Raw genomic sequence first — 18040 nt, forward strand, 5'->3', positions numbered from 1 at the left:
GGCACGAAGGGGTGCGTACGCGGGGTGCTACGGGTGGGCGCCCGGGGCGGCCGGCTTGGCACCGAGCAGCACGGTGTCGCGACCGTCCTCCTCGGCGAGCTGGACCTTGACCGTCTCCCGCAGCGACGTCGGGAGGTTCTTGCCGACGTAGTCGGCGCGGATGGGCAGTTCGCGGTGGCCGCGGTCGACGAGTACGGCGAGCTGCACCGTGCGCGGGCGGCCGATGTCGTTCAGCGCGTCGAGTGCGGCGCGGATGGTGCGGCCGGAGAAGAGCACGTCGTCGACGAGGACGACGAGGCGGCCGTCGATGCCGTCACCGGGGATCTCGGTGCGGGCCAGGGCGCGCGGCGGGTGCATGCGCAGGTCGTCGCGGTACATGGTGATGTCGAGCGAGCCGACCGGCATCTTGCGCTCGGTGATCTGCTCCAGCTTGTCGGCGAGCCGCCGGGCGAGGAAGACGCCCCGGGTCGGAATGCCGAGGAGCACCACGTCGTCGGCGCCCTTGGCGCGCTCGACGATCTCGTGGGCGATGCGGGTCAGCACCCGCGCGATGTCGGGCCCTTCGAGAACGGGCCGGGCATCCTGCTGCTTGTCCATACGAAACGGACCCCCTTCTCCGCCTCACGGGACGGATCTTAAAGGACGTCGGATATGCGCCACCTACGGTAGCAGGCTCACAGAACCTCTCGGATGACCCCCCTGACACTCCCCCGTCACTCGTCTGCCCCACATCGATCACCCGCATGGAGTAACGGATGGCGAATACCACGGAAGAGTCGGTGCGGACCATTCGGCTTGACGCAGCAGAGTAACGCTGCGTAACCTCACAGTGAGTTACCAGCCGCGCGGCCGACAACACAGCCTGCCGCGTCGACACCTTGTCCGGGGAGCCATATGTCCAGCGAATACGCCAAACAGCTCGGGGCCAAGCTCCGGGCCATCCGCACCCAGCAGGGCCTTTCCCTCCACGGTGTCGAGGAGAAGTCCCAGGGCCGCTGGAAGGCCGTCGTGGTCGGTTCGTACGAGCGCGGCGACCGTGCCGTGACCGTGCAGCGCCTCGCCGAGCTGGCGGACTTCTACGGCGTCCCCGTGCAGGAGCTGCTGCCGGGCACCACCCCGGGCGGCGCCGCCGAGCCGCCGCCGAAGCTGGTCCTGGACCTGGAGCGGCTGGCCACCGTGCCGGCCGAGAAGGCGGGCCCGCTCCAGCGGTACGCGGCCACGATCCAGTCGCAGCGCGGTGACTACAACGGCAAGGTGCTCTCGATCCGCCAGGACGACCTGCGCACACTCGCCGTCATCTACGACCAGTCGCCCTCGGTCCTCACCGAGCAGCTGATCAGCTGGGGCGTCCTGGACGCGGACGCGCGCCGCGCGGTGGCGTCCCACGACGAGCTCTGAGCCTCACCCACCTCAGCAGAAACGTGCCGCCGGGGTGGCCGGAACCGTTCACACGGTCCCGGCCACCCCGGCGGCCTTTTGCACGTCGTGGGCTCAGCAGCCCCGGAAGGGGCGCGGGGAACTGCGCGACCAGCCACGGACAACCCGCAGCCGCCACGCCACCGCACCCCCATGGCGCCGCGCCCCCCGCACAACCGGCGGAGCTACTCGCGGCGCAACGAGGGCTTCAGGTCCTTCAGCCGGCCCAGCAGCCCGTTGATGAACGCGGGCGACTCGTCGGTGGAGAACTCCTTCGCCAGCTGCACCATCTCGTCCAGCACGACGGCGTCCGGGGTCGCGTCGACCCACAGCAGCTCGTACGCGCCCAGGCGCAGGATGTTGCGGTCGACGACCGGCATCCGGTCGAGCGTCCAGTCGACCGCGTACTGGGCGATCAGCTCGTCGATGCGCTCCGCCCGACCGGCGTAGCCCTCCACCAGCTCCATCGTGTACTCGCTCACCGGCGGCTGCCGGGTGTCGGACCGGGAGTGCCGGACCCAGTCGGCGAGCACCGTCAGGACGTCGGCGCCGCGCTGATCGCCCTCGAAGAGGATCTGGAAGGCGCGCTTGCGGGCCGTGTTGCGAGCAGCCACGGTTAGCTGTTCACCCGGCCGAGGTAGTCGCTCGTACGGGTGTCGACCTTGATCTTCTCACCGGTGGTGATGAAGAGCGGGACGTTGATCTGGTGACCGGTCTCCAGGGTGGCCGGCTTGGTGCCGCCGGTGGAGCGGTCGCCCTGGACGCCGGGCTCGGTCTCCTGGATGGTCAGCTCGACGGCGGCCGGCAGCTCGACGAAGAGCACCTCGCCCTCGTGCTGCGCGACGGTGGCCTCGAAGCCCTCGACGAGGAAGTGGGCGGCGTCGCCGACGACCTTGCGGTCGATCATCAGCTGGTCGTACGTCTCCATGTCCATGAAGACGAAGTAGTCGCCGTCCATGTACGAGAACTGCATGTCACGCTTGTCGACAGTGGCCGTCTCGACCTTGACGCCGGCGTTGAAGGTCTTGTCGACCACCTTGCCGGAAAGCACGTTCTTCAGCTTGGTGCGCACGAAGGCCGGGCCCTTGCCGGGCTTGACGTGCTGGAACTCGACGACGGACCAGAGCTGGCCGCCTTCGAGCTTGAGCACCAGGCCGTTCTTGAGGTCGTTCGTGGAAGCCACGGTTGCGGAATCTCCTGGACTGGACTGACGTGGACGACCCGGGAGCGTACGCACAGCGCGAGGCTAGAGCGCGAGCAGCTCCTTGGTCGTGATGGTGAGTAGCTCGGGTCCGCCGTCCGCCTCGGGGCGCACGACGAGCGTGTCATCGATCCGGACCCCGCCCCGGCCCGGGAGGTGAACCCCCGGTTCGACGGTGACCGGCACACAAGCGTCCAGTTTACCCATGGCCGCGGGCGCCAACTGAGGGTCCTCGTCGATTTCGAGTCCGACACCGTGCCCGGTGAGTGCCGGAAGGTGCTCCGCGTACCCCGCGGAGTCCAGTGGCTGGCGGGCCGCGCGGTCCACGTCACGGCAGGCGGCGCCGGGTGCGAGGGCCTCCCGTCCGGCGCGCTGGGCCGAGAAGACGAGGTCGTACAACTCGATCTGCCAGTCGGCCGGCGAGGTGCCGATGACGAAGGTGCGGCCGATCTCGCAACGGTAGCCGCGGTACGTCGCGCCCAGGCACACGGAGAGGAAGTCGCCCTCCTCGACCCGCCGGTCGGTGGGCCGGTGGCCGCGGCGCCCCGAGTTGGGTCCGGTGCCGACGGAGGTGGGGAAGGCGGGGCCGTCGGCGCCGTGGTCGACCAGGCGGCGTTCCAGCTCCAGGGCGAGGTGCCGCTCGGTGCGGCCGACCAGGATGGACTCCAGGAGCTCGCCGAGCGCCTGGTCGGCGATCTCGGCGCCGATGCGCAGGCAGGAGATCTCCTCCTCGTCCTTGACCACCCTCAGCTGTTCGACGGCCTGGCCGAGGTCGGTCAGGCGCAGCGCCGGCGCGACCGAGCGCATGGCGCGGTGCCGGACCACGGTGAGGTGGTGGTCCTCGGTGGCGAGGGACTCGGCGCCCTGGTCCGCGGCCAGGTCGGTGGCCGCGACGGCCGGATCGCCGCCGGGGCCGGGCAGCGCGCGCACCGGCAGCGACTCGTCGGGGCGGCCTTGTACGGGCCGGTCGTCCGGCGGGCCCGAGCAGACCAGCAGGTCCTCGGTCCTGCCGAGGAGCAGCACGGCGCCGTGCGGGGCGGCGCCCGCGAGATAGCGCACGTTGGCGGGCCGGGAGACGAGCGCCGCCGCGCTGCCGCCCGCGTTGCAGCGTTCCCGTAGGCGCGTCCGGCGGGCCGCGTAGACCTCTGACATGAGCCGAGCGTATGGCTCCGCCGGTGGGGGCGCCGCTTGGGTGGGCCGAGTGGGCGGGGCCGGGGGATGCGGGGTGCGCCTGTCGGGGTGGGGCCTTGTCGTGTGGCGTCCGAACGCCGGTGGGGGTTGCTCGCGCAGTTCCCCGCGCCCCTGCGGGGCGCTCACCAGTTCGGGGGGCTGGCTATGGAGCGGGAGAGGACCTCGTCGAGGAGGTGGGCGGTTTCCGGGATGTCGAGTTGGGAGTTGTCGATGATGGGGAGGCCGGAGCCGTACCAGCCGGCCATGCGGCCGTGGATGCGGGCGACCTCCTCGTCGGTGAGGCGCCGGTTGCCGCTGCGTTCGGCGTTGCGCTCCAGGACGATGTCCAGGCCCGGCAGGAGGACGACCGGGAGCAGGCCGGGGCCGACGTGCCGCTTCCAGCCGCCGAGGCCGACGACGGGGCGGTCCGGGAAGACCGCGTCGTCGAGGATGCAGGAGATGCCGTTGGCGAGGAAGTTGCGCGCGGAGAAGCCGCAGGTGCGGCGGGCGAGGCGGTACTGCGCCTCCGAGTGCTCGTTCCACCCGGTCTGGGGGTCGGCGAAGCCGGAGCGGACCCATTCGCGCACGTCGTCGAGGCTGATGTGGGCGGTGGGGACCCGGCGGTGGTCCGCCCAGTACTTGGCCACGCTGGTCTTGCCCGCGCCCGCGGGGCCGATGAGCAGCACCGCGAGGGTGGTCGTGGTGGGGTCGGGCGCGGCGGCCGTGGCGGGGGGCACGCTGGGCACGGCGACCGGGCCGCCGGGCGGCAGCGGCACATGGCCGGTGGTGTCCGGCGCGGCCGGGCCGGGAGCCGGCTGGTGCGGGGCCGGGCCGGAACCCGGATGCGGGACCGGGGCCTGCCGCGGCGCCGTGGGGTACCCCGGCGCCGGCGCGGGCACGGGGGCGGGTCCCTGGGGCGGGCCGGGGTGGTGTGCGGCCGGGGACCAGCCGAGGACCGGTCCGTGCCCCGGCTGATGGGGCGGCGGCAGCGGAGAACCCACGGGGTGCTGCATCCGGTGCCACTCCGTCTCGTACAGGCGATGGGCGCTGACGACGGGAAGGGGGCCCGTCGGCGTGCTACCGAACGGTACCGCCCCCGGCCGTCGTTTGGTGAACGGCCGGGGGCGGTCCGAAGTGCCCGTCCCGCCCGGCGAATCGGGTGGAACCGCGCACCGGGGTACTACTCGCCCACCTCGCCGTAGGCGGCGAGGAGGACGGCCGGGTCGGGGCCCTCCAGCACGGTGGGCCTGGCGAGGCCGTCCAGGACGATGAAGCGCAGCATGTCGCCGCGGGACTTCTTGTCGACCTTCATGTTCTCGACCAGCTTGGGCCACTGGTCGTAGCGGTAGTGCAGCGGCAGTCCGACCGCTTCGAGGATGCTGCGGTGGCGGTCGGCGGTGGCGTCGTCCAGCCGCCCGGCCAGGCGGCCCAGTTCGGCGGCGAAGTGCATGCCGACCGATACGGCGGCGCCGTGGCGCCACTTGTAGCGCTCGTTCTTCTCGATGGCGTGGCCGAGGGTGTGGCCGTAGTTCAGGATCTCCCGCAGGCCCGCTTCCTTCAGGTCGGACGAGACGACCTCGGCCTTGACCTTGATGGAGCGCACGATCAGCTCGGCGGTGTGCGGACCGGCCGGCGTCCGGGCGGCCTGCGGGTCGGACTCGATCAGGTCCAGGATCGAGGGGTCCGCGATGAAACCGGCCTTGATCACCTCGGCCAGTCCGGAGACGTAGTCATTGACCGGCAGCGAGTCCAGGGCGGCCAGGTCGCACAGGACACCGGCCGGCGGGTGGAAGGAGCCGACCAGGTTCTTGCCCTCGGCCGTGTTGATGCCGGTCTTGCCGCCGACGGCCGCGTCCACCATGGCCAGCACGGTGGTGGGGACGGCGATCCAGCGCACCCCGCGCAGCCAGGTCGCGGCCACGAACCCGGCCAGGTCGGTGCTGGCACCGCCGCCGACCCCGACCACGACGTCGGTGCGGGTGAACCCGGACTGGCCCAGCGCCTTCCAGCAGTACGCGGCGACCTCGGCGGTCTTGGCCTCCTCGGCGTTGGGCACCTGGATCGCGATCGCCTCGTAGCCCTGCCCGGCGAGGTCGGCGCGCAGCGCGTCACCGGTCTCGGCGAGCGCCTCGGGGTGGATCACCGCGACCCGCTTCGCCTTCGCCCCGATCAGACCGCCCAGCTCACCCAGGAGCTGACGGCCCACCAGGACCTCGTAGGGCTCGGACCCCGCGGTGCCGCCGATCTCGATCCTTGTCACGTCGTTCACCACAGCGTCCTCCGGCCGGGGGTCCGGGGGTTGTCCCCCGGGAGATACGGTCTGCAACTCCACTGCTTCCAGGGCGGCTCGGGTGACTTCTTCCGGTGTGCGGCCGTCGGTGGCCACCACGGCCGTGGCGACCTCCTCGTAGAGGTGCCGGCGGGCCTCCATCAGCTCGCGCCACTGCTTGCGCGGGTTGACCGTCAGCAACGGACGCGCCACGTTCAGGCCGGTGCGCCGCACCGCCTCCTCGACGTCCATCGAGAGGTAGACCACCCGGTGCCCGGCGAGCAGCGCGCGCGTGTCCGCGTCGAGGACCGCGCCGCCGCCGAGGCCGAGGACGCCGTCGTGCTCGCCGAGCGCGGTCCGCACGGCCTCCTTCTCCAGCTCGCGGAAGACCGGTTCGCCCTCGTCCACGAAGATCTCGGCGATGCTCCGTCCCTGCGCGGTGACGATGTCCTCGTCGGTGTCCCGGAAGCGGACGCCGAGCCGCTCGGCCAGCAACTGTCCGACGGTGGACTTGCCGACGCCCATCGGGCCGACGAGGACGACCTGCGGGCCGCCGCTCATCGGATGGCCAGGTGGTCGAGGTAGGAGCGCACGTTGCGGCGGGTCTCGGTCACGCTGTCGCCGCCGAACTTCTCCGCCACCGCGTCCGCCAGGACCAGCGCCACCATCGCCTCCGCGACGATCCCGGCGGCCGGCACCGCGGACACGTCGGAGCGCTGGTGGTGCGCCTGCGCGGCCTCGCCGGTGGCCACGTCCACGGTCTTCAGGGCGCGCGGCACCGTCGCGATCGGCTTCATCGCCGCACGCACCCGCAGCAGCTCGCCGGTGGTGAGCCCGCCCTCGGTACCGCCGGACCGGCCCGAGACGCGGCGGATGCCGTCGGGCGTGCCCACGATCTCGTCGTGCGCCTGGGAACCGGGCACCCGGGCCAGCTCGAACCCGTCACCGATCTCGACGCCCTTGATCGCCTGGATGCCCATCAGGGCGCCCGCGAGCCGCGCGTCGAGCTTGCGGTCCCAGTGGACGTGCGAGCCGAGGCCCACCGGCACGCCATAGGCGAGGACCTCCACGACGCCGCCGAGGGTGTCGCCGTCCTTGTGGGCCTGGTCGATCTCGGCGACCATCGCCTTCGACGCGTCCGCGTCCAGGCAGCGCACGGGGTCGGCGTCCAGCCTCTCGACGTCGGCCGGCGTCGGGTACACGCCGCGCGGCGCCTTCGCCGAGGCCAGCTCGACGACATGGCTGACGATCTCGACGCCGGCCGTCTCCTTCAGGTACGACCGGGCCACCGCGCCCAGGGCGACGCGGGCCGCCGTCTCACGGGCCGAGGCGCGCTCGAGGATCGGCCGGGCCTCGTCGAAGCCGTACTTCTGCATCCCGGCGAGGTCCGCGTGGCCGGGGCGCGGCCTGGTCAGCGGGGCGTTGCGGGCGAGGCCGGCCAGCACCTCCGGGTCCACCGGGTCGGCCGCCATGACCTGCTCCCACTTGGGCCACTCGGTGTTGCCGACCATCACGGCGACCGGGGAACCCATGGTCAGCCCGTGCCGGACGCCGCCGAGGAAGGTCACCTCGTCGCGCTCGAACTTCATCCGCGCACCGCGGCCGTAACCGAGCCGCCGCCTGGCCAGGTGGTCCGCCACCATCTCCGTGGTGATCGGCACACCGGCGGGCAGCCCCTCCAGCGTCGCGACGAGTGCGGGACCGTGGGACTCCCCCGCGGTCAGCCAGCGCAACCTGCTCAACGGTGCTCCTCAGTGCTCGCGCCCCGGTATGCCCCGCGTACGCGCCTTCTTCGCGTACGCGACGGTCCGACCGGGTGCGCGGCCCCGGTCCGCCGCCTCCGATCCTCCCACGTCCGGCCGCAGGACCCGGTCGCCGGTCCATTTGCCGGACGCCCGGCCGGACGGGCGCACAGCCCCGGGCGACGTCAGTCGGGACGGTTGCCCCGCTGCCGGGGCGGGGCGTGGGAACCGAGGAAGCCGGCCCCGCTCTCCTGCCGCCGCGGCGGAGCGTACGGGCCGAGGTGGTCGGCCCCGCCGCCCCGGTCGTACGGCGCCGTCGCGGGCAGGGCCGGACCCGTGCTCCTGGCGCGCCGCCGGGCGATCCCGCGCCACGCGCCTCGACCACCCAGCTCGCGACGACGGCGACCGGACGGGCTCCTAGCGGGCCGCGAGCGCGTGCTCCCCCGCCTTTCGCATGGCCGCCAGCGGTGCCGGTGTCCGGCCGGTCATCTGCTCCACCTGGAGCACTGCCTGGTGGAGCAGCAGGTCCAGGCCGCTGACGACGGCACCGCCGTGCGCCGACCAGCGGGCGGCGAGCGCGGTGGGCCAGGGGTCGTAGAGCACGTCGAAGAGCGTGGTGGGCATCTCGGGGACGGCGGCCGCGAGCGCGTCGGTGGCACCGGCCGGGGTGGTGGCCACGACCAGCGGGGCGCGCAGTGCCGCCGCGGCGTCCGCCCAGTCGGCGAGCCGTACGTCGACGCCGAGCCGTTCCGCCCAGCCCCGCATCTCGGCGGCGCGCGCCGCGCTGCGGACGTAGACGGAGACCTCGCCGGTGCAGATCCGGGCCAGCGCGGCGAGCGCGGAGGACGCGGTGGCGCCGGCGCCGAGGATCGCGGCGGACTCGACCTTCTCGATGCCGTGCTCGCGCAGGGCGGCGACGATGCCGGGGATGTCGGTGTTGTCGCCGGTCCTGCGGCCGTCCTCGGTGAGGACGACGGTGTTCACCGCGTCCACGGAGGCCGCCGTCTCACTGACCGAGTCGAGCAGCGGGATCACCGCCCGCTTGAGCGGCATGGTCAGCGACAGCCCCGCCCACTCGGGCCCGAGCCCCGCCAGGAAGCCCGGCAGGGCCGCCTCGTCCACGTCGAAGCGGTCGTACGTCCAGTCCGCGAGGCCCAGCTCCGCGTAGGCGGCGCGGTGCAGCACCGGGGAGAGTGAGTGGGCGATCGGGGAGCCGAGTACGGCGGCCCGGCGCCGGTCAGTTGCCGGAGCTGGCATCGAACTTGTCCTTCAGCTTCAGGAACTCGTCGTGGGTCTTGGCGAACTCGGTCTTCTTCACGCCGTCGGTGGCCACGAAGTAGATCCAGCCGTCCTCGGTGGGGTTGAGCGCCGCTTGCAGGGCCTCTTCACCGGGGTTGCTGATGGGTCCGGGCGGCAGGCCCCGGTGGTAGTAGGTGTTGTACGGGTCCGGGTTGGTGTTGATCTCGGACTCGCTGATGTGGATCTTGCTCTGGCGCATGAGGTAGTTGAAGGTCGAGTCGAACTGGAGCTTCTGGTTCGTCTCGGTGTTGTCGGTCTTGAGCCTGTTGTAGATGACCTCGGCCATCTTGCGGAAGTCCTCGTGGGTCTTGCCCTCCGCCTGCACCAGGCTCGCGGCGGTGAGCAGCTCCCACGGTCCTTCCAGGCCCAGACCCTCCGCCTTCTGCTCCAGGCCGATCTTCTCGTACTGCTCGCTGGCACGTGCCACCATCTGCTTGAGCACGTCCTCGGGCTTCTGCCCCTTGGCCGCCGAGTAGCTGGACGGGTAGAGGAAGCCTTCCAGGGGGTCCTTGACGTCCTTGTGGTTCAGCGCCCAGTCGGGCAGGCCGAGGCTCTTGTACTCGGACTTGGCGACCTTGGCGGTGGTGCCGTCCTTCACCTCGAGGCGTTTGTCGATGAGCTTGTAGACGTCGGCGTTGCGCCTGCCCTCGGCGATGATCAGGTTGCTGCGGCTCTTCGGGCTGAGCAGGAGTTCGACCGCACTCTCGGCCGACATCTCCTTCTGCAGCGTGTACACGCCGTCCTGGATGCTCTTGCCGCGGGGGTTGCTCTGCTGGGCGGCGATGAACGCGTCGACGCTCTTCACCACGCCCTGCCGCTTGAGTTCCTGGCCGATCGTGGAACCGCCCGCGCCCTTGGGGATGGTGACCGTCACCTGCTCGCCGTTGCCGCCGCCCGCGAAGTCCGGGGCCGCGCCGAAACGATCCTGGTAAAACTGGTAGCCGAAATATCCGATGCCTGCCACGCCGCCGCCGAGCACCAGGCAGACCACCAGGCAGGCGCATCCGCTGCGGCGTTTCTTGGGCTTGCCGCCGCCCCTGGTTCTGCGGTCCTCCCGGCCCTCGCGGCCGTCGCCCGGCGCGTCGTCGTCCTCGTCCGCGTCCCCGCCGGCGAAGAAGGCGTGCTCCCCCTCGTCCGGTCCGGGGTCCCAGTCGGTGCGCTGCGGCTCGGGCTCGGCGCGCCTGCGGGTGGGCGGCTCCGGCGGCGGGTACGCCTCGGGGGTGCCGTAGAAGTCGGGCTGCTCGGCGCCGTAGCCGCCGGCCTGCTGTCCGTAGGGGTCGGACGGGTCGGCCGGGTACTGCGCCTGGGGGTGTGCGCCGCCGCCCCAGCCGCCGTTGTCGTAGCCCTGCTGCGGCTGGGCCTGGGGTGCGTACTGCTGGTCGTACTGCTGCTGACCGTACTGGCGCTGGTCGTACTGCTGCTGACCGTACGGGTCGTACTGCTGTTCGGGGTGCTGGTGGGCGTACTGGTCGTACTGGGGCTGCCCGCCGCCGTAAGACTGCTGGCCGCCGTTGCTCCAGTCGCCGTAACCCTGCTGCGCCTGCTGCTCCGGATACTGCTGCGGCTGGCCGCCGTAGGGGGACTGCTGACCCGCCTGGGCCTGCTGTCCGCCCCATCCGCCGTCCCCGTACAACGGGTCCTCCGGATGCCACGGTTCGGAGCCTGGGCCCCGGCCATACTCAGTCATCGATCCCCTAGAGCCGCGAGGCGACGGGGCCCGGGGCCCTTGCCGAAGGGTCCGCTTCCGTTCCGCCTCTTGCTGTGCGGTGGCTGTTCGAATGCCTCCGCATCGCGCGGAACGTTACCGTACCGCGATCAGATGACCACTTCGACGCCCTCGCCGGGTGGCCTGCCTGACACCCGTTCGGATTCCAGGGCCTGCTGGAGGATGATCACGGCGGCGGCCTGGTCGATGACGGACCGGCCCTTCTTGGACTTCACCCCGGAGGCGCGCAGCCCCTGGCTCGCGGTGACCGTCGTCATGCGCTCGTCGACCAGCCGGACCGGAACGGGCGCGATGCCCTTGGCCAGCTCCTGCGTGAAGCGCCTGACCTTGGCCGCGGCCGGGCCCTCGCCCCCCTTGAGGGAGCGCGGGAGGCCCACGACGACCTCGATGGGCTCGTACTCCGCGACCAGGTGCCTGAGGCGCCGGTGCGCCGCCGGGACGTCGCGGCCGGGGACGGTCTCCACCGGGGTGGCGAGGATGCCGTCGGGGTCGCAGGACGCGACCCCGATACGGGCGTCGCCGACGTCGATCGCCAGGCGGCGGCCGCGGCGCATCACCGGGCCGTCCGCCTGGTCGTTCTCGGGGGTGCTCACTTGGCCGAGTCCGCCACGAGGCGCTCGACGGCGTCGACGGCGTCGCCGATGGCGGCCGGGTTCTGGCCGCCGCCCTGCGCGACGTCCGGCTTGCCGCCACCGCCGCCGCCGAGGGTCTTGGCGGCGGTGCGCACCAGGTCACCGGCCTTGAGGCCGCGCTCGCGGGCCGCCTCGTTGGTGGCGATGACGGTGAGGGGCTTGCCGCCCACCGTGGTGAACAGGGCCACGACGGCGGCCCGGCCGCCCTGGATGCGGCCGCGCACGTCGAGGACCAGCTTGCGCAGGTCGTCGGCGGTGGTGCCGTCGGGGACCTGGCCGGTCACCAGGGCCACGCCGCGCACGTCCTTGGCGGAGTCGGCGAGGCCGCCCGCGGCCTGGAGGACCTTCTCCGCGCGGAACTTCTCGATCTCCTTCTCGGCGTCCTTGAGCTTGCCGAGCATGGCGGAGACCTTCTCCGGCAGCTCCTCGGGACGGCCCTTGATCAGCTCCTGCAACTGGGCGACGACCGTGTGCTCGCGGGCGAGGAAGCTGTAGGCGTCCACGCCGACCAGGGCCTCGATGCGGCGCACGCCGGAGCCGATGGAGGACTCGCCGAGCAGCTTGACCAGGCCGAGCTGGGCGGTGTTGTGCACATGGGTGCCGCCGCACAGCTCCTTGGAGAAGTCGCCGATGGTCACGACGCGCACCCGCTCGCCGTACTTCTCGCCGAACTCGGCGATGGCGCCCTGCTTCTTGGCCTCGTCGATGCCCATGACGTCGGCGCGCACGTCGAGGTCGCGGGCGAGCACCTCGTTGATCTTCTGCTCGACGTCGGTCATCACGGCCGTCGGCACGGCGGACGGCGAGCCGAAGTCGAAGCGGAAGCGGCCGGGCTGGTTCTCGGAACCGGCCTGCGCGGCCGTCGGGCCGAGGGCGTCGCGCAGCGCCTGGTGGGTGAGGTGGGTGGCCGAGTGCGCGCGGGCGATGGCCTTGCGGCGGCGGTCGTCGATGGAGGCCTGGGCCTTGGCACCGACGGTGACCTCGCCGACCTGGACGACGCCCTTGTGGACGTACACGCCCGGCACCGGCTTCTGGCAGTCGCGGATCTCGATCACGGCGCCGGTGTCGACCCGGATCCGGCCGGTGTCGCCGATCTGGCCGCCGCCCTCGGCGTAGAACGGGGTGCGGTCCAGCACGATCTCGACCTCGTCGCCCTCGGTGGCCGCCGGGGAGGAGGCGCCGTCGACGAGGATGCCGACGATCGTGGACTCGGTCTCGGTGTCGGTGTAGCCGACGAAGTCGGTGGCACCCGCCTTGTCGGCGATCTCCCGGTAGGCACCGGCGCCCGCGTGGCCGGTCTTCTTGGCCTGGGCGTCGGCCTTGGCGCGCTCCCGCTGCTCCTTCATCAGGCGCCGGAAGCCGTCCTCGTCCACGGACAGCCCCTGCTCGGCGGCCATCTCCAGGGTGAGGTCGATCGGGAAGCCCCAGGTGTCGTGGAGCAGGAACGCCTTGTCGCCGGCGAGGACGGTGCCGCCGGCGGCCTTGGTGTCGGTGACGGCCGTGTCGAGGATGTTGGTGCCGGCCTTCAGCGTCTTCAGGAAGGCGTTCTCCTCGGCGAGGGCGACCTTCTCGATCCGCTCGCGGTCGGTGATCAGCTCGGGGTACTGCTGCCCCATCATGCCGATCACGACGTCGATGAGGTCCTTGACGACCGGCCCGGTGGCGCCGAGCAGCCGCATGTTGCGGATGGCGCGGCGCATGATGCGGCGCAGCACGTAGCCGCGGCCCTCGTTGCCGGGGGTGACGCCGTCGCCGATGAGCATCACGGAGGTGCGCATGTGGTCGGTGACCACGCGCAGGGAGACGTCCGAGGCCTGGGCGTCGCCGTAGGCCACGCCGGTCAGTTCGGTGGCCTTCTCGATGACGGCCATGGAGGTGTCGATCTCGTACATGTTCTGCACGCCCTGCAGAATCATGGCGAGGCGTTCCAGGCCGAGGCCGGTGTCGATGTTCTTGCTCGGCAGCTCGCCGAGGATCTCGAACTCCTCCTTGCCGATGCCCTCGCCCCGCTCGTACTGCATGAAGACGAGGTTCCAGATCTCCACGTACCGCTCGTCGTTGACGGCGGGGCCGCCCTCGGCGCCGAACTCGGGGCCGCGGTCGTAGTTGATCTCGGAGCAGGGGCCGCAGGGGCCGGGGACGCCCATGGACCAGTAGTTGTCCTTCTTGCCGAGGCGCTGGATGCGCTCGGAGGGGACGCCCACGACGTCGTGCCAGATGCGCTCGGCCTCGTCGTCGTCCTTGTACACGGTGATCCACAGGCGCTCGGGGTCGAGGCCGTAACCGCCCTTGTCCTGGGGGCTGGTGAGCAGCTCCCAGGCGTACTTGATGGCGCCTTCCTTGAAGTAGTCGCCGAAGGAGAAGTTGCCGCACATCTGGAAGAAGGTGCCGTGCCGGGTGGTCTTGCCGACCTCTTCGATGTCCGGTGTGCGCACGCACTTCTGCACGCTGGTGGCGCGGTCGAAGGGCGGCTTGACCTCACCCAGGAAGTAGGGCTTGAAGGGCACCATGCCGGCCGGGACGAGGAGCAGAGTCGGGTCGTCCGCGATGAGCGACGCCGAAGGGACGACGGTGTGACCGCGCTCCTCGAAGAAGCTCAACCAGCGGCGACGAATCTCGGCCGACTCCATCAGTGGTCCTCATTCCGGTTGTACGAGTACGTGGTCGTCCTGTCGTCGACGACGTACTTGGGGTCCTTGCTGTTCTCGATGGCGGCGTGGTGCCTCAGTGCGGGCAGTTCACGGTCGACGGGGGCCTTCAGGCCCAGCGCGTCGTCCAGTTCGGCCTCCCGCTGGGCCATGTTGTCGCGGACGTCGAGTGCGAAGCCCACCGCGCGGTCCCTGACCCGGGTGCCCACGTCGAGCGCCTTGTTCGCCGCGGTGGCGGCGAGGCTGTCGGGGGTGAGCTGCTTGAGCTTCCGGTTGACCTTGGTGGTGGCCCACACACCGGCGGCCACGCCGGTGCCGAACCAGAACGTACGGCGGAACATCGCTCGGTCAGCCCTTCTTCCGCTTCGTCCGCCGCGCGGCCGGGAGCGTGCGGCCCACGATCACGGTGCTCCGCGCCTGGGCGGCCGGGGCGGACATGTCCTCCTTGCGACCGCCGAGTGCCCGGCGCACGCCGTACCCGAACGCCGCGACCTTGACCAGCGGGCCGCCGAAGGTGGAGGCCACGGTGGTGGACAGCGCGGAGGCGTTCGAGGTGACCTCCTGGACGTCGGAGGCGATCGCGTCGACCCGGTCGATCTGGGTCTGCGCGCTGCGCACCGCCGCCGAGGCGTCGGCCAGCAGCGGAACCGCCTGGTCGGTCACGTCCGCCACGAGTTTGGTGGTCGTCCTGAGCGTCTGGGCCAGCCTCGCCAGTGCGACGGCGAGGAAGGAGACCAGGATCGCCCAGAAGACGGCCACCAGGATCCCGGCCACCTCGCCACCGGACACTGTGTGCACCCGCTCCCTGAAAGACGTGCCTGAACATCGGGAAAGTCGTGCACCGAGCCTATCGCGCCGGGCGCGGGGCTCCGTACCGGATTCCCTGTCGCGCGCGGCGCGGTGCGGTCGAGTTCGGTGAAGCGATTGTACGGAGTGAATACGGTTCAGTACGCTCCGTGTTTCATGCGAGACCATCGGCGCGACGGCATCCCGCACGGCAATCTCCCACTGGAGCTCGACACCTTCGTCGGGAGAGGGGCGCAGCTGGCGGAGCTGGCGCGGACGCTGGACTCCGCACGGCTGGTGACCGTCACCGGGTCCGGCGGAGTCGGCAAGTCCCGGCTGGCCGCGCGTGCGGCCGCGCGCCGCTCTCCCCGGGACGGGGTGTGGCGGGTGCAGCTGGCGCCGGTGCGGGACGAGGAGTTCGTCGACTACGCGGTCGTGGAGGCGCTGGGCCTGACCGACCACACGACCCGGCTGCCCCGCGAGACGCTGCTCGCGCACCTGGCCGAGCGGGAGCTGCTGCTGCTCCTGGACGGGGTCGAGCACCTGGTGGACGCCTGCGCGGCGCTGGTGGCCGAGCTGCTGGGCCGTGCTCCGGGGCTCAGGGTGCTGGCCGTGGGGCGCAGACCGCTGGGCGTGGCCGGGGAGCGGCTGGTCCCGCTGGCGCCGCTGGGCACGGAGGAGGCGGTGGAGCTGCTGACGGTCCGGGCCGGGCAGCGGAGCGTCACCTGCGGCCTCGACGCGGACCCGGACGCGGACCAGCGGGAGGTGCGCGAGCTGTGCCGGCGGCTTGACGGCATCCCGCTGGCGATCGAGCTGGCGGCGGGGCGCCTGGACGCGCTGTCTCCAGGGCAGGTGCTGCGCCGCCTCGACGACCGGTTCCGGCTGCTGACGGGCGGGGACCGCACCGCGCTGCCCCGGCACCGCACGCTGCGCACGGCGATCGGCTGGAGCCACGAGCTGTGCACGCCGCCGGAGCGGCTGCTGTGGGCGCGGCTTTCGGTGTTCGCCGGGCCGTTCGACCTGGAGGCCGCCGAGTACGTGTGCAGCGGGGACGGAATGCCGGCCGACGACGTGCTCGACGTGCTCTGCGCGCTGCTCTCGCAGTCCGTGCTGACCCGCGAGGAGTCCCCGGCCGGGGTGCGCTACCGGATGCTCGACACGGTGCGGGCGTACGGCGCCGACTGGCTGGCGGCGACGGGGGACGCGGACCGGCTGCGGCGGCGGCACCGGGACTGGTACGTGGGCCTGGCGACCTGGTGCGAGCTGGAGTGGTTCTCGCCGCGCCAGGGGGAGGTCGCCGCGCGGGTGGACGCCGAACTGCCCAATCTGCGCAGCGCCCTGGAGCACTGCCTGGACGAGCCGGACGGCGCCCACCTGGGCCAGTACCTGGCGGGCGCCCTGTGGTTCCACTGGGTGGGCTGCGGACGGCTGTCGGAGGGGCGGCACTGGCTGGAGCAGGCGGTGCGGCTGGACGCGGAGCCGACGGCCGGCGAGCAGTCCCGGCTGAAGGCGCTGTGGGTGCTCGCCTACGTGGCGATCCTCCAGGGCGACACGGTGCCGGCGCTGGCGGCGCTCCAGGAGTGCCGCCAGGAGGCGGAGCGCTCGGCGAATCCCACGGCGGTGGCGTACGCGGAGCACCGCACCGGCTGTCTGGCGCTGGTGACGGACGACCTGCCGCGCGCGGAGACGCTGCTGCGCTCCGCGCTGCACCGCTACCGGGAGATCGGCGAACTGAACAGCAACGTGCTGATGGCCCAGGTGGAGCTGGCGATGGCCCGGGCCTTCCAGGGCGATCTGCCGGACGCGGTGCGCCTGTGCGAGGACGTGCGCCAGGTGTGCGAGGACCACGGCGAGCGTTGGGCCCGCGGGTACGCCCTGTACGTCCTCGCCTACGCGGCCTGGAGCGACGGTGAGCCGGTGCGCGCCCGTGAGCTGCTGGCCGACTGCCTGGGCAGTGCGCACCGCTTCCGCGACCAGCTGGGCTCGGTGCTCGCGGTGGAGCTGCTGGCCCTGGTCACGGTGGCGGAGGGCGACGCGGCGGAGGCGGCGGTGCTGCAGGGCGCGGCGGGGCGGATGTGGCCGTCGGTGGGGCTGCCGCTGTTCGGCTCGGCGCACTACAACGCGCCGCACGAGCTGTGCGAGGCGGCGGCGCGGGAGCAGCTGGGCGACGAGCGGTACGAGGAGTGCGTGCGGCACGGGGCTCGGCTCGGGCGCCGGGAGGCGGTGGCGCGGGCCCTGCGCCGGCCCGGGGCGAGGGCCTCGCTGCCGGCGCCGCGCCCGGCGGCCGTGCGGCGGGCTCCGGCGGGGGCCCGGACGGCGAAGCCCGCCGCCTCGCCCACCCGGAAGGGCGGGGAGACGGCGGGCTGAGGTACCGCTGGTACGGCGCCTGCTGCTTCAGCGTTTCCGCTGGATCAGCGGGCGTAGTACTCGACGACGAGCTGCTCGTCGCAGATCACCGGGATCTCCTTGCGGTTCGGCTCGCGGTCCAGGCGGAACGCCAGGGCCTTGAGGTTCACCTGGAGGTAGCGCGGGGTCTCGCCGTCGGGGGCGAAGCCACCCTCGCGGGCGATGGTGAAGAGCGTCTTCTCCTTGGAGCGCTCGCGCACCTGCACCACGTCGTCCGGGCGGACGCGGAAGGACGGCTTGTCGACCTTCTGGCCGTTGACCTGGATGTGGCCGTGCACGACCATCTGGCGGGCCTGGTAGATCGTGCGGGCGATGCCCGAACGCAGGACCAGCGCGTCGAGACGGCGCTCCAGCTCGATGACCAGGGCCTCGCCGGTCTTCATGTTGGTCTTGGAGGCACGCTCGTAGGCGCGGACGAGCTGACGCTCGCTGAGGTCGTACTGCGCGCGCAGACGCTGCTTCTCGAGCAGACGGACCTTGTAGTCCGAGTTCTGCTTGCGGCCGCGGCCGTGCTCACCCGGCGGGTAGGGGCGGGCCTCGAAGTACTTGACGGCCTTCGGGGTCAGCGCGATGCCGAGGGCACGCGACTTCTTGACCTTGGGGCGGGGCTGGTTCGCCACTGTCTGTGTCTCTTTCCTGGATTTCCGGCTTGTCAGGGTTGAGGGAGGTCGCATCCGCAGCCTGGGAAACCCGCCGGGTCCGCTCGGGACCTGCCGGGCAGCCGCTCCCTGGTCTGGGCACATAC

General features: G+C 72.1%; 16 protein-coding genes. 2 read left to right on the plus strand and 14 right to left on the minus strand.

Annotated elements, in window-relative coordinates; all coding sequences use genetic code 11:
• Positions 1–27 precede the first annotated feature (27 nt).
• The gene (pyrR, locus tag ACH4D3_RS22555; protein WP_398324614.1) at positions 28–597 is read right to left on the minus strand and encodes a bifunctional pyr operon transcriptional regulator/uracil phosphoribosyltransferase PyrR; all 570 of its coding nucleotides are present in this window, start codon (positions 595–597) and stop codon (positions 28–30) included.
• 297 nt (positions 598–894) lie between these two features.
• Here pyrR and bldD point away from each other — a divergent pair, with 297 nt between their 5' ends.
• Entirely contained in the window at positions 895–1398 is a 504-nt protein-coding gene (gene bldD / locus ACH4D3_RS22560) for a transcriptional regulator BldD (RefSeq protein WP_003977337.1), read from the plus strand.
• Positions 1399–1601: 203 nt separating this feature from the next.
• On the opposite strand, the gene nusB is transcribed toward bldD, so the two are convergent.
• The 12 genes from nusB to ACH4D3_RS22620 form a co-directional block, all read right to left on the minus strand.
• A complete protein-coding gene (nusB, locus tag ACH4D3_RS22565) occupies positions 1602–2030 on the minus strand; it encodes a transcription antitermination factor NusB (protein WP_398324618.1) in 429 nt (142 codons plus the stop codon).
• A 2-nt stretch (positions 2031–2032) separates the two neighbouring features.
• Positions 2033–2599, minus strand: a complete 567-nt coding sequence (gene efp / locus ACH4D3_RS22570) for an elongation factor P (RefSeq protein WP_398324621.1) — start codon at positions 2597–2599, stop codon at positions 2033–2035.
• Between the two features lie 63 nt (positions 2600–2662).
• On the minus strand, positions 2663–3769 hold the full coding sequence (locus ACH4D3_RS22575; RefSeq protein ID WP_398324624.1) for an aminopeptidase P family protein: 1107 nt from the start codon (positions 3767–3769) through the stop codon (positions 2663–2665).
• A gap of 161 nt (positions 3770–3930) precedes the next feature.
• Positions 3931–4800 carry a Pro-rich N-terminal domain-containing protein gene (locus ACH4D3_RS22580; protein WP_398324627.1) on the minus strand — a complete coding sequence of 290 codons (870 nt, stop codon included), beginning with the start codon at positions 4798–4800 and terminating at the stop codon, positions 3931–3933.
• A 167-nt stretch (positions 4801–4967) separates the two neighbouring features.
• Entirely contained in the window at positions 4968–6617 is a 1650-nt protein-coding gene (aroB, locus tag ACH4D3_RS22585; protein WP_398324630.1) for a 3-dehydroquinate synthase, read from the minus strand.
• Positions 6614–7798, minus strand: coding sequence for a chorismate synthase (aroC, locus tag ACH4D3_RS22590; RefSeq protein WP_398324633.1), 1185 nt, complete (start codon positions 7796–7798; stop codon positions 6614–6616). The genes aroB and aroC overlap by 4 nt, the downstream gene beginning before the upstream one ends.
• Before the next feature lie 417 nt (positions 7799–8215).
• Positions 8216–9055, minus strand: coding sequence for a shikimate dehydrogenase (locus ACH4D3_RS22595; RefSeq protein WP_398324636.1), 840 nt, complete (start codon positions 9053–9055; stop codon positions 8216–8218).
• Entirely contained in the window at positions 9036–10784 is a 1749-nt protein-coding gene (gene mltG / locus ACH4D3_RS22600; RefSeq protein WP_398324638.1) for an endolytic transglycosylase MltG, read from the minus strand. Before mltG ends, ACH4D3_RS22595 begins: the two co-directional genes overlap by 20 nt.
• A gap of 128 nt (positions 10785–10912) precedes the next feature.
• On the minus strand, positions 10913–11377 hold the full coding sequence (gene ruvX / locus ACH4D3_RS22605) for a Holliday junction resolvase RuvX (RefSeq protein ID WP_398325303.1): 465 nt from the start codon (positions 11375–11377) through the stop codon (positions 10913–10915).
• A gap of 35 nt (positions 11378–11412) precedes the next feature.
• Entirely contained in the window at positions 11413–14085 is a 2673-nt protein-coding gene (gene alaS, locus ACH4D3_RS22610; protein WP_398324641.1) for an alanine--tRNA ligase, read from the minus strand.
• On the minus strand, positions 14085–14444 hold the full coding sequence (locus ACH4D3_RS22615) for a hypothetical protein (protein ID WP_398324644.1): 360 nt from the start codon (positions 14442–14444) through the stop codon (positions 14085–14087). Before ACH4D3_RS22615 ends, alaS begins: the two co-directional genes overlap by 1 nt.
• 7 nt (positions 14445–14451) lie before the next feature.
• The gene (locus ACH4D3_RS22620; RefSeq protein WP_398324646.1) at positions 14452–14901 is read right to left on the minus strand and encodes a DUF948 domain-containing protein; all 450 of its coding nucleotides are present in this window, start codon (positions 14899–14901) and stop codon (positions 14452–14454) included.
• Between the two features lie 165 nt (positions 14902–15066).
• Here ACH4D3_RS22620 and ACH4D3_RS22625 point away from each other — a divergent pair, with 165 nt between their 5' ends.
• Positions 15067–17256, plus strand: a complete 2190-nt coding sequence (locus ACH4D3_RS22625; protein WP_398324649.1) for an ATP-binding protein — start codon at positions 15067–15069, stop codon at positions 17254–17256.
• A gap of 44 nt (positions 17257–17300) precedes the next feature.
• On the opposite strand, the gene rpsD is transcribed toward ACH4D3_RS22625, so the two are convergent.
• Positions 17301–17915 carry a 30S ribosomal protein S4 gene (rpsD, locus tag ACH4D3_RS22630; protein WP_003977321.1) on the minus strand — a complete coding sequence of 205 codons (615 nt, stop codon included), beginning with the start codon at positions 17913–17915 and terminating at the stop codon, positions 17301–17303.
• Positions 17916–18040 lie beyond the last annotated feature (125 nt).

Source organism: Streptomyces sp. NPDC018026 (assembly GCF_044327745.1).
Lineage (GTDB): Bacteria > Actinomycetota > Actinomycetes > Streptomycetales > Streptomycetaceae > Streptomyces > Streptomyces rubrogriseus.